Below are 11,442 nucleotides of genomic sequence, written 5' to 3' on the forward strand. Positions count from 1 at the left end.
GAATGAAAGGAAAAATGATGAGAGAGTTAAATTTAAAAGAGTTTCAGGAATCCAAACGCATTAGTTCTAGGGGGTATGCGATATTTTCAAAAGATGGACAATTTCAACCCTATGATTTTACGCGTCATCCTGTCGGAGAGCATGATGTGCTTGTAGAGATTTTGTATGCAGGAATTTGTCATAGTGATATTCATACGGTGAGAGGTGAATGGGGTGAGAGAGAATATCCCATTGTTCCAGGACATGAGATCGCTGGAGAGGTGATTGCGGTGGGAAAATCAGTTAGTAAATTTGCTATTGGAGATTGGATTGGCATTGGATGTATGGTCAATGCTTGTCAGCAATGTCCTACTTGTCTAGATCATGAAGAGCAATTTTGCGATCAAACAGTATGGACTTATGCAAGTGAGGATGTATTTCATGACAGAGAATACACACAAGGTGGGTATTCCAACAACATTGTAGTCCATGAAAATTTTGGAATCAAGATTCCAAAATCAGCTGATCTTTCACGCGTTGCTCCATTGTTGTGTGCAGGAATCACGACTTATTCACCGTTGTATCGAGCAGGAATTAAACAGGGAGATAAAGTCGGGATCGTAGGACTTGGTGGACTTGGGCATATGGCTGTGCAATATGCAGCAAGCTTTGGAGCTAGAGTGAGTGTTTTTGCTACAAGCGAGAGCAAAAGAGAGTTGGCAATGGAGCTTGGTGCAAAGGAGTTTATCAATGTCAAAAATCAAGATGAGATGCAAAAAGTGAGAAAAGATTTTGATGTGATTTTGAGTACAGTGCCTGCTTCCTATGAGATCTCAAAATATTTGGGCTTGCTTAAGCCTAAGGGAGAGATGATTGTTGTTGGTTTGCCCTCACATCAGGATCCTGCTCTTTTGGATGCAAATGGATTGATTTGGAATTTTAGTCGGAAGCTTTATTCCTCATTGATTGGAGGGATTAAGGAAACTCAAGAGATGCTTGATTATTCAATTGAGCATGGAATCTATCCAATGGTTGAGATGATTGGAGGATCTGAAATTGATTGGGCATATGAGAGAGTTTTGAAGAGTGATGTGAAGTTTAGATTTGTGATTGATATGAAGAGTTTGGGGGTTTGATTGGTTGAATCTTATGCATTGTGCTAGTCTTTCATCTTTGGTTTTAGAAATTTTTATAAGAGTTAGAGATGGAAGTAGGTTTAGTTTTTTTCTTTGAGCTGTTTATTGTTCTTTCAATGATAGCGATTGGGGGTAGATATGGGGGGATTGGGCTTGGGGTTGCTGGGGGGCTTGGAATGAGTATTTTGGTCCTTGTTTTTGGGATGAAGCCAGCCTCACTCCCTGTAAGCGTTGTGTTTATTATTTTGGCGGCTATCACATGTGCTTCACTTTTGCAAAGTGCTGGGGGACTTGAGCTTTTGGTGAAAATAGCAGAAAGGATTCTAAGAAAGCGTCCAAGAGCGATCACTTTTATGGGGCCATTTATCGCTTCGACATTTACACTTTTTTGTGGAACCACCTATGTAGCTTTTTGTATTTATCCAGTGATCGCTGAGGTGGCAGCTGAAGCAAAAATCCGCCCAGAACGACCCCTGTCTGCTTCAGTCATTGCTGCTGGAATGGGTGTAGTTGCTTCTCCGATGAGTGCGGCTACTGCGGGAATGGTCGCGATTTTATCAGTTAGTGGTGTGGGACTATTTCAGATTCTTAGCATTGCACTTCCATCCTTTCTGATTGGTGTTTTTTGTGCAGCATTGAGCGTTTATAAAAGAGGCAAAGAACTTGAAGAGGATCCCGAATTTATTAGGCGTGTCAATGCAGGAGAATATCAGTCTCTATCTTCTCATCAAGGGTATGATCAAAGCACAGCCAATCCAAATGCAAAAAAAGCATTGTGGATTTTTGCCTTTGGGATTTTGGGAATTGTTTTTTTGGGGACTTTTACAGAATTTTTGCCTCACTATAAGATGGGAGATTCTATGCAGAGATTACCCACTCCAAATTTGATCCAAATGATGATGCTTGCTACAGCATGTCTTATTATGCTTTTTGCAAAAGTGCCAGCCAATAAAATGGGTGATAGCTCCGTGTTTCGATCTGGATTGATTGGTGTTATAGGAGTTTTTGGAATCTCATGGATGACAGGAACATTTTTTGAGGCTTATAAGCCTTTTTTTGTAGATTCTTTATCAGGTGTTGTCAATGACTTTCCTTATTTGTTTGGCATTGCTTTGTTTGCATTTTCAATGGTTGTTTTTTCTCCATCTGCCACGGTGGCTGCCTTGATGCCTTTGGGAGTGAGCTTAGGAATCCCACCTCAAGTTTTGATTGTGCTGTATCCATGCGTTTGTGGAGATTTTATTGTTCCAGGAGCCAATCAGATCTCTTGTGTATCTTTTGATCGGACGGGAACGACGCGTATCGGACGATTTGTGCTGAATCACTCTTATATGCGCCCTGGATTTGTTTTGATGATTTCATCGGTGATTTGTGCTTATTTCATTGCTAGTTTTGTATTTTAATGGTGCTTAAATGTAGAGTGTTTGTTTTCGTTGTATAATGAAAAATATATCAACAAATAAAAGGAGAAATCAATGGGACAATACATTGAACTAACAAAGGATAATTTTGACGCAACTGTCAAAGAAGGCGTTTCACTTGTGGATTTTTGGGCTCCATGGTGTGGTCCATGTAGGATGCTTTCTCCAGTGATTGACAAGCTTGCGCAAGATTATGCAGGTATTGCAAATATTTGCAAGGTCAATACTGATGAGCAAGAAGAGCTTTCAGCAAAGTTTGGAATCAGAAGTATTCCTACGATTTTGTTTTTTAAGAATGGTGAAGTTGTTGATCAGATGATTGGAGCGACTTCAGAGCAGGCATTGAAAGACAAATTAGATTCATTGAAGTAGGAATCTCAAGAATCATTGGTTATCAAAGGTAACCGATGATTTGCCTTTTTCCTTTAGAATAAATAATAATTTTTATTAAAGGATTAAAAATGTTAGATTTAGCAATTATCGGTGGAGGTCCAGCTGGACTTAGTGCAGGATTGTATGCCACAAGAGGTGGTTTGAAAAATGTTGCTCTTTTTGAGATGGGAATGCCTGGAGGGCAAATCACAGGAAGTAGTGAGATTGAAAATTATCCAGGTGTTGCTCAAATAATGAGTGGAATTGACTTTATGCAGCCTTGGCAGGAGCAATGCTTTCGTTTTGGTCTCCAGCACGAAATGGCAGAGGTGACTCGTATATCTAAGCAGGGTGATATTTTTCAGATTATTCAGGCAAATGACAAAGTGATCGAGGCACGAAGTGTGATTGTCGCAACTGGAGGAAGACCCAAAAAGAGTGGAATCAAGGGCGAGCTTGAGTTTTGGGGAAAAGGTGTGAGTACTTGTGCGACTTGTGATGGCTTCTTCTATAAAAATAAAGAAGTTGTTGTGCTTGGCGGAGGAGATACTGCTCTTGAAGAGGCGATTTATCTCTCAAGAATTTGCTCCAAAGTTTATCTTGTGCATAGACGCAATGAGTTCCGTGCAGCTCCAAGCACTGTTGCACATGTGAAGGAGAATGATAAGATTGAGATTATTACTCCAGCCTCTATCAAAGAAATTGGAGGGGATGCTATGGGTGTGACTTTTGTTGAGTTGGAGGTTGATGGTCAGAGTAGAAAGCTAGATGTGCCAGGGATTTTTATTTTTGTGGGTTATGAGGTAAATAATTCTGTTTTGAAGCAAGAAGATGGAAGTATGTTGTGTGCTTGTGATGATAGAGGTAGTGTGATTGTTGATCTTTCGATGAAAACCAATGTGGCTGGTTTATTTGTAGCTGGAGATTTGAGGATTCAGGCACCCAAGCAAGTGGTTTGTGCTGCTGGAGATGGGGCGACAGCAGCATTGAGTGTCTTGTCATATTTAGAAGGACACTAGTGTTGAAGCTTGGCCTAGTTGGTTATAGTGGAAGAATGGGGCAGCTTATTTTTGAAGCTGCTTTGGAAAGTGATGAGGTAGAGATTGCAAGTATTTATACAAGGACAGGCACAGAGCGCTTGAGTGGTGTGCATATCGCATCAGATTGGGGAGATTTATTGACTCATTGTGATGTGGTGATTGATTTTTCTAATCCTAGCGGGACAAGAGATTTAGTGCGCTCTAGTCGTCTCCTGCCCAAACCCTTGGTGATAGGCACAACAGGATTGGATCAAGAAACATTGGAGATGATGAGGGAGCTATCACAGCAGATTCCAATCGTGTATGCGACCAATACTAGTCAGGGGGTAAATATTCTTAATCACTTAGCATCACTAGTGGCTTCTCTCTTGCCTGATTCAGATATTGAGATTGTCGAGATGCACCATCATCACAAGAAAGATTCCCCAAGCGGTACTGCTATGACCTTGGCTCAATGTTGTGCAGATGCAAGACAAGTAAAGCTTGAACATGCGCGTGTGAGCGGGCGAGATGGCAATATCGGAGAGCGCAAAAAGGGAGAGATTGGGGTGATGAGTTTGCGAGGAGGGGATATCGTGGGGCGCCATACTGTTGGATTTTATTGTGATGGAGAATATTTGGAGCTTACTCATAATGCTACAAGTCGTAAAACATTTGCACTTGGAGCAATTAGAGCTGCTCAGTGGGTTTGTGATAAGAGTGTTGGACTTTATAGCATGAGAGATGTTTTGACATCATGAGGGAAGTTCTGACACTAGGTCGATATTTCAAGAAGAGATTTGGGCAGAGGGTGAGAAAGATCCCTATTTCTCTTCAGGGTTTTACTTGCCCAAATATTGATGGACGAGTTGCTAGAGGGGGGTGTATTTATTGTTGCAATGAGAGTTTTTCACCCAGTCTCATCAAAATCAATCGCCTAGATAATCGAGTGAAGATGCACTTTGATCTCAAAGAAAATCCTATTTTAGATTCCCAAGTTGCTCAACTGAGAGAGCAATTTTTTTGGCATGCTGATTTCCATAAGGATAAATTTGAAATTACAAAATTTATGATTTATCTTCAATCCTATACAAATACTTATGCGCCATTTGAAACTCTAAAAAGATTGTTTGATGAGGCTTTGGGTTTGCCCAATGTTGTAGGAATCAGTATCGGAACGCGTATTGATTGTGTGAGTGATGAAGTGCTTGATTTGCTTGAGGGGTATGTGCGTGAGGGGAAAGAAGTGTGGATTGAGTATGGAATTCAGTCTATTTTTCCTCAAACGCTTGAATTGATCAATCGTGGACATGGAATCCAAGGAGCTTATGAACAGGTTGAAAAGACGCGAAAGAAAGGGGTCAAAGTTTGTGCGCATCTAATCTATGGTTTGCCCAAAGAGAGTCATGAGATGATGATTGCTTCTTTGAGGGAAGTTGTGCGTTGGGGGATTGATGGGATCAAAATTCATCCACTCTATGTTGTGAGTAACACCAAGCTTGCCAAGATGTATAAAGATGGTGAATATACTCCCATTTCTCTTGAGGAATATACTCAGCTTGTGTTGCAATCTTTTCAGGAAATACCAGAATCTGTAGTGATTCATCGTATCAGTTCTGGTGCTCATGATGATATGTTGATTGCTCCAAAATGGTGTTTTGATAAAAATATCCAAATGCGCTACATTCGCGAGAAATTGAGAGAAATTGGGTTTGAATATTGAGAAAAGACTTAGCGCTGATGGGAGTTATACGCTTTTTAATACTGATTATGAAGAGAGCTATCATAGCTTAAGAGATGGTGCTGTACAAGAGACACTTTGCAAGCATATTGGACCCCCATTGAGATGTTTGGATCTTTTTTTGCGGCCAAAAATTAGGATTTTAGATATCTGTTTTGGACTTGGATACAACTCTTTTTTTACGATTTGGCACTATTTATCCAATGGATATCAGGGGGAAATTGAGATTTATAGTCCAGAGAAGGATGGGGGGATTTTTGAGAAATTGTTACAACTAACATACCCTCAAGATATTGCGTTTCTTGATGGAGTGGAGATCAAAAAGATTTTACTATCTCTTTGGAAGCATGGAGTATATACTCAGAATCAATGGAAAATTGAATGTTTCATTGGAGATGCTCTTGAGTATCTTGAATGCTTTGAGATTGGATTTTTTGATGTCATTTATCAAGATGCATTTTCTCCAGATAAAAATCCGGAGCTATGGAGTGATCGATATTTTTGTCGACTTTTTGCTTTGCTTCGAGAAAATGGAATCATCACAACATATTCGCAGAAACGCAGCGTGAGGGATGCTGCTGAGCGAGCTGGATTTGCAATCTATGAAATAGCACATGAGGGTATGAGGCAGAGTCGAGTTTTTTAAAGCAGGATCTAAATTTGGATTTTTTGAAGAAAAAATAGTTTTTTTCTTGACAAGAGAATAAAAAGTCTATACAATGCGACTTTCATTTTGATGCTGGTTTAGCTCAGTTGGTAGAGCAGCTGCCTTGTAAGCAGCAGGTCGGGGGTTCAAGTCCCTTAACCAGCTCCATGATTTTTGGTGTTTGACCGGTGATAAGCTAATTTGGTGAGATACTCAAGTGGCCAACGAGGGCAGACTGTAAATCTGCTGACTTTGTCTTCCGTGGTTCGAATCCACGTCTCACCACCACTTTCTAGCCAGAAGTGGTAGTCGATTTGCTTTTGTGTTTATGCGGGAATAGCTCAGTTGGCTAGAGCATCAGCCTTCCAAGCTGAGGGTCGCGGGTTCGAGCCCCGTTTCCCGCTCCATTCTGGGAGCCAATTTTCTTCTTAAGAAATTATCCCTTTGATTTATTTTTGTTGGAGTTTGTGCCCATATAGCTCAGGGGCAGAGCACTTCCTTGGTAAGGAAGAGGTCGGCGGTTCAAATCCGCTTATGGGCTCCAGTTCAGTGTTATATTGCTTTCCATTAGATAATAAAGTCGAACTTTGTTATAATTTGGAGCATTTTAATTTTTAGAAAAGCTAGGAGAATAAAGATGGCTAAAGAAAAATTTGTAAAAAGCAAACCACATGTCAATGTTGGAACAATCGGACATGTTGACCATGGTAAGACAACGCTTAGTGCTGCAATTTCTGCCGTTTTGGCAACAAAAGGTTTGGCAGAACTAAAGGATTATGACAATATTGATAATGCACCAGAAGAAAAAGAAAGAGGGATTACAATCGCAACTTCTCATATTGAATATGAGACAGAAAACAGACATTATGCCCATGTTGATTGTCCGGGGCACGCTGACTATGTTAAAAATATGATTACTGGTGCTGCTCAAATGGATGGAGCGATCCTTGTTGTTTCTGCTGCGGATGGTCCTATGCCACAAACTAGAGAGCACATTCTTTTGTCTCGCCAAGTTGGGGTACCTTACATCGTTGTATTCCTCAATAAGCAAGATATGGTTGATGATGCTGAGTTGCTCGAACTTGTTGAAATGGAAGTTAGAGAGCTTTTGAGTAGTTATGAATTCCCAGGAGATGATACTCCAATCGTTGCTGGATCTGCATTGAAAGCTTTGGAAGAAGCGAAGGCTGGATCTGTTGGTGAGTGGGGACAAAAGATTCTTGATTTGATGGCAAAGGTAGATGAATACATTCCAACTCCAGAAAGAGATACAGAAAAAACATTCTTGATGCCTGTTGAAGATGTTTTTTCAATTGCTGGTCGTGGAACAGTTGTAACTGGAAGAATCGAAAGAGGTGTTGTAAGTGTGGGTGATGAGGTTGAGATCGTTGGAATCAGAGATACTCAAAAAACTACAGTTACTGGCGTTGAGATGTTTAGAAAAGAACTTGATAAAGGTGAAGCTGGCGACAATGTTGGTATTCTTTTGAGAGGAACAAAGAAAGAAGAAGTTGAGCGAGGAATGGTTCTCTGTAAGCCAGGATCAATCACTCCACATAGAAAGTTTGAAGGTGAAATTTATGTCCTTTCAAAAGAAGAAGGTGGACGACATACTCCTTTCTTTAACAACTATAGACCTCAGTTTTATGTAAGAACAACAGATGTTACTGGAGCGATCACTCTTCCTGCTGGAACAGAGATGGTTATGCCTGGTGATAATGTCAAAATTTCTGTTGAATTGATTAGTCCGATTGCTCTTGAAGAGGGAACTCGATTTGCGATTAGAGAGGGTGGAAGAACTGTTGGTGCTGGTGTTGTAACAAAAATCATTGAATAATAGGACTTTGTGATGAAAGTAAAAATAGGTCTTAAGTGCTCAGAGTCCGGTGATATCAATTACAGCACAACAAAGAATGCTAAAACTAACACTGAAAAACTGGAGCTCAAGAAATTTTGCCCCAGACTCAATAAACATACACTTCACAAAGAAGTTAAGCTAAAGAGCTAAGGCTCTTTGGCGAATCATAGGTCAGTAGCTCCAATGGTAGAGCGTCGGTCTCCAAAACCGAGTGTTGGGGGTTCGAGTCCCTCCTGGCCTGCCAATATATAAGAATGAGATGTTAGAAATGATAAAGAAAATTGTCAGCTATTATCGAGGTGCCAAAGAAGAATTGTGGAAAGTCATTTTTCCAACAAAACAACAACTTAAAGTTTCATTTATCGCTGTTGTGATTGTTGTGAGTGTTGTGACGCTATTTTTGGCTTTGGTAGATCTGATTTTGTCAAGTTCTATGTCGAGCATTTTGTAGAATTTACTTAGAAAGAGAGAGGTGTAGTTTGGATTGGTATGCTATACAAACCTACTCGGGAAGTGAGCAATCTGTCAAGAGAGCTATTCAGAATCTTTTCCGCGAATGCAAGATGCAAGATCGCCTAAAGGATATTGTTGTTCCGACAGAAGACATTATTGAGATGAAGAATAGCAAGAAAAGAGTAGTAGAGCGCAGTTTGTATCCAGGATATGTTTTTATCCAAGTTGATGAACTTGATACGAGTTTGTGGCACATGATTCAATCTTTGCCTCGTGTTGGACGCTTTATTGGAGAGAGTAAAAAACCTACACCTTTGATGGAATCCGACATTAAGAATATTCTAGAGAAGGTTGAAAATAGAGCTGCTCCTAAACCTAAAATTTTCTTTGATTCTGGTGAGGTTGTAAGGATTGTGGAAGGTCCTTTTGCTAATTTCACAGGAATTGTTGAAGAGTATGATATGGAACACGAAAAGCTTAAACTCAATGTTTCTATTTTTGGAAGAAATACACCTGTTGAGATTCTGTATTCTCAGGTCGAAAAGATTATTTAACTCACCCATCATGAAAGGAGAAAGATAATGGCGAAAAAAATCGTTGGTGAACTTAAATTGCAAATCCCTGCTGGAAAAGCAAACCCATCTCCGCCTGTTGGTCCAGCATTGGGTCAGCGTGGTGTTAATATTATGGAATTTTGTAAGGCTTTCAACGAAAAGACAAAGGATATGGGAGATTTCAATATTCCTGTGATTATTACTGTTTATCAGGATAAGAGTTTTACTTTTGTTACAAAGAAGCCACCTGTCACTGATTTGATCAAAAAGGCAATCAAACTTCAAAAGGGTTCAGATAATCCATTAAAGAATAAAGTTGGACAGCTCACAAGCGCTCAGCTTGAAGAGATTGCAAAAACAAAGATGGAAGACCTAAATACTTCAGATATCGAAGCCGCCAAGAAGATTGTCGCGGGAAGTGCTAGAAGTATGGGAATTGATATTGTAGATTAAGTAAGGTTGGAGAAAAGATGGCAAAGAAGATATCAAAACGTTTAAGAAGTTTGAATGAAAAGATCGATGCAGCTAAATCTTATGATGTAGATTCTGCTGTTTCTACTTTAAAGGGATTGGCTTCAACTAAGTTTGATGAAACTGTTGAAATTGCTTTGAGATTGGGTGTAGATCCTCGTCATGCTGATCAGATGATTAGGGGTGCTGTTGTGCTTCCCCATGGAACAGGGCGAACAGTTAAGGTTGCTGTATTTGCTAAGGGTATCAAAGCCGATGAGGCTCGTGAAGCAGGTGCTGATATTGTTGGTGATGAAGATCTAGCTGAAGAGATTAAAAATGGCAATACAAACTTTGATATGGTCATTGCAACGCCAGATATGATGGCTTTGGTTGGGAAAGTGGGTCGGATCTTGGGACCAAAGGGATTGATGCCCAATCCAAAGACAGGAACTGTTACACTCGATGTGGCTAAAGCTGTCTCAAATGCCAAAAGTGGTCAGGTGAATTTTAGGGTTGATAAGAAGGGGAATATTCATGCCCCAATTGGAAAGGCAAGCTTTGAAACACAGAAGATCAAAGAAAATATGCTTGAATTTGTACGAGCGATCAATCGCTTGAAGCCAGCAAGTGCAAAGGGTAGATACATCAAGAACAGTTCTATTTCTTTGACAATGAGTCCTGCTGTCCGAATTGATTCTCAAGAACTCTTGGAGATCAAGTAAGATTTGAAGAATTGTTTATCTTAGACTAAGACTATTGGTGCGTAAGCTTAATTTCCAATATATGTCCTTAAGTCTGAAAGGAGGAAAAAATGACAAAACAAGAGAAGATTGAAGTTGTCGAGTCTCTTAAGGAAGGTTTTTCCGCTTCTTCAGCAATCGTTGTTTGTGATTACAAGGGCTTAAAAGTTAAGCAACTTGAGCAATTGAGAAACAATGCTCGATCTGCAAATATTAAAGTCCAGATCGTAAAAAATACATTGGCAAAGATCGCAATGAATGCTGTAGAGCTTCCAGAGGCTGAACTTAAAGACACAAACATCTTTATTTGGGGAGATGATCAGATCGCTCTTTCAAAGATTGTGTATAAGTTTGCACAAGAGAATAAAGATCATTTTGTCTTGAAGTTTGGATATTTCGATAGAGAGCTTGTTGATGTTGCTCATATTGAAGCAATTTCTAAATTGCCAAGCAGAGATGAGCTTATTGGTATGTTGCTATCTGTATGGACTGCACCGGCACGCTACTTTGTCACTGGTCTAGACAATTTGAGAAAACAAAAAGAAGAACAATAATATTGCTAGAAAGGAGTAAAAAATGGCAATCACAAAAGAAGAGGTATTAGAGTATATTGGCAGTTTGTCTGTCTTGGAACTTTCAGAGCTTGTAAAAGAGTTTGAAGAGAAGTTTGGAGTCAGTGCTGCTCCTACTGTTATTGCTGGAGCTGGAGCCGTTGCTGGTGGTGCGGCTGGTGGCGCAGAAGAGAAGACAGAGTTCAATGTAGTTTTGGTTGATGGAGGATCTAACAAGATCAATGCCATTAAGGCTGTAAGAGAATTGACTGGTCTTGGTTTGAAAGAAGCGAAAGAAGCAGTAGAGCAAACTCCTTACACAATCAAAGAGGGTGCTAGCAAGGATGATGCTGAAGCAATGAAGAAGAAGCTTGAAGAAGCTGGTGCGAAGGTTGAAATCAAATAAAATTTCACCCTTTCCTTTTAAAACAAACGCAAATGCCCACTAGATTTTCTAGGGGGCATTTTGTATTTAGTAATGTGGGTTTTCTAATTAAGGCTCTCAGGGGCTTTATTTAG

15 protein-coding genes and 5 tRNA genes are annotated in these 11,442 nt (G+C 40.0%); all 20 read left to right on the top strand.

All coding sequences use genetic code 11. The features are described 5' to 3' along the window. Positions 1–14: 14 nt before the first annotated feature. Positions 15–1,115 carry an NAD(P)-dependent alcohol dehydrogenase gene (locus tag T391_RS0101215; protein ID WP_027326810.1) on the top strand — a complete coding sequence of 367 codons (1,101 nt, stop codon included), beginning with the start codon at positions 15–17 and terminating at the stop codon, positions 1,113–1,115. A 68-nt stretch (positions 1,116–1,183) separates the two neighbouring features. Continuing rightward, complete coding sequence (locus T391_RS0101220; protein WP_027326811.1) at positions 1,184–2,518, top strand: anaerobic C4-dicarboxylate transporter family protein; 1,335 nt, start codon at positions 1,184–1,186, stop codon at positions 2,516–2,518. A gap of 72 nt (positions 2,519–2,590) precedes the next feature. Next, positions 2,591–2,908, top strand: coding sequence for a thioredoxin (gene trxA, locus T391_RS0101225; protein ID WP_027326812.1), 318 nt, complete (start codon positions 2,591–2,593; stop codon positions 2,906–2,908). A gap of 89 nt (positions 2,909–2,997) precedes the next feature. Beyond that, entirely contained in the window at positions 2,998–3,927 is a 930-nt protein-coding gene (gene trxB, locus T391_RS0101230) for a thioredoxin-disulfide reductase (RefSeq protein WP_027326813.1), read from the top strand. Then, a complete protein-coding gene (gene dapB, locus T391_RS0101235; RefSeq protein WP_027326814.1) occupies positions 3,927–4,688 on the top strand; it encodes a 4-hydroxy-tetrahydrodipicolinate reductase in 762 nt (253 codons plus the stop codon). Before trxB ends, dapB begins: the two co-directional genes overlap by 1 nt. Further along, a complete protein-coding gene (gene mnmL / locus T391_RS0101240) occupies positions 4,685–5,650 on the top strand; it encodes a tRNA modification radical SAM protein MnmL/YtqA (protein WP_027326815.1) in 966 nt (321 codons plus the stop codon). Before dapB ends, mnmL begins: the two co-directional genes overlap by 4 nt. Then, entirely contained in the window at positions 5,640–6,314 is a 675-nt protein-coding gene (locus T391_RS07545; protein WP_034583437.1) for a tRNA (5-methylaminomethyl-2-thiouridine)(34)-methyltransferase MnmD, read from the top strand. Before mnmL ends, T391_RS07545 begins: the two co-directional genes overlap by 11 nt. Positions 6,315–6,406: 92 nt before the next feature. Beyond that, positions 6,407–6,482 (top strand) — tRNA-Thr (locus tag T391_RS0101250). Positions 6,483–6,517: 35 nt separating this feature from the next. Next, a tRNA-Tyr gene (locus T391_RS0101255) sits at positions 6,518–6,602 on the top strand. 42 nt (positions 6,603–6,644) lie between these two features. Continuing rightward, positions 6,645–6,721: transfer RNA gene (locus tag T391_RS0101260), tRNA-Gly, on the top strand. Positions 6,722–6,783: 62 nt separating this feature from the next. Further along, positions 6,784–6,858, top strand: a tRNA-Thr gene (locus T391_RS0101265). A gap of 93 nt (positions 6,859–6,951) precedes the next feature. After that, the gene (gene tuf / locus T391_RS0101270) at positions 6,952–8,151 is read left to right on the top strand and encodes an elongation factor Tu (RefSeq protein ID WP_027326816.1); all 1,200 of its coding nucleotides are present in this window, start codon (positions 6,952–6,954) and stop codon (positions 8,149–8,151) included. A gap of 12 nt (positions 8,152–8,163) precedes the next feature. Beyond that, the gene (rpmG, locus tag T391_RS0101275; RefSeq protein ID WP_027326817.1) at positions 8,164–8,322 is read left to right on the top strand and encodes a 50S ribosomal protein L33; all 159 of its coding nucleotides are present in this window, start codon (positions 8,164–8,166) and stop codon (positions 8,320–8,322) included. Positions 8,323–8,340: 18 nt separating this feature from the next. Further along, positions 8,341–8,416 (top strand) — tRNA-Trp (locus T391_RS0101280). A 24-nt stretch (positions 8,417–8,440) separates the two neighbouring features. Beyond that, positions 8,441–8,623, top strand: a complete 183-nt coding sequence (gene secE, locus T391_RS0101285; protein WP_034583439.1) for a preprotein translocase subunit SecE — start codon at positions 8,441–8,443, stop codon at positions 8,621–8,623. Between the two features lie 28 nt (positions 8,624–8,651). Continuing rightward, positions 8,652–9,179 carry a transcription termination/antitermination protein NusG gene (nusG, locus tag T391_RS0101290; RefSeq protein WP_027326819.1) on the top strand — a complete coding sequence of 176 codons (528 nt, stop codon included), beginning with the start codon at positions 8,652–8,654 and terminating at the stop codon, positions 9,177–9,179. A 27-nt stretch (positions 9,180–9,206) separates the two neighbouring features. After that, entirely contained in the window at positions 9,207–9,632 is a 426-nt protein-coding gene (gene rplK, locus T391_RS0101295) for a 50S ribosomal protein L11 (protein ID WP_027326820.1), read from the top strand. A gap of 17 nt (positions 9,633–9,649) precedes the next feature. Next, positions 9,650–10,354, top strand: coding sequence for a 50S ribosomal protein L1 (rplA, locus tag T391_RS0101300; RefSeq protein ID WP_027326821.1), 705 nt, complete (start codon positions 9,650–9,652; stop codon positions 10,352–10,354). Positions 10,355–10,443: 89 nt separating this feature from the next. Further along, positions 10,444–10,926 (top strand): 50S ribosomal protein L10, encoded by a 483-nt coding sequence (rplJ, locus tag T391_RS0101305; RefSeq protein WP_027326822.1) that lies wholly within the window; start codon positions 10,444–10,446, stop codon positions 10,924–10,926. Positions 10,927–10,948: 22 nt separating this feature from the next. Continuing rightward, positions 10,949–11,329: a 50S ribosomal protein L7/L12 gene (rplL, locus tag T391_RS0101310; protein WP_027326823.1), complete on the top strand. Its 381-nt coding sequence runs from the start codon at positions 10,949–10,951 to the stop codon at positions 11,327–11,329. Positions 11,330–11,442 lie beyond the last annotated feature (113 nt).

It is taken from the genome of Helicobacter pametensis ATCC 51478, assembly GCF_000518225.1.
In the GTDB taxonomy this organism is placed as follows: Bacteria; Campylobacterota; Campylobacteria; order Campylobacterales; family Helicobacteraceae; genus Helicobacter_G; species Helicobacter_G pametensis.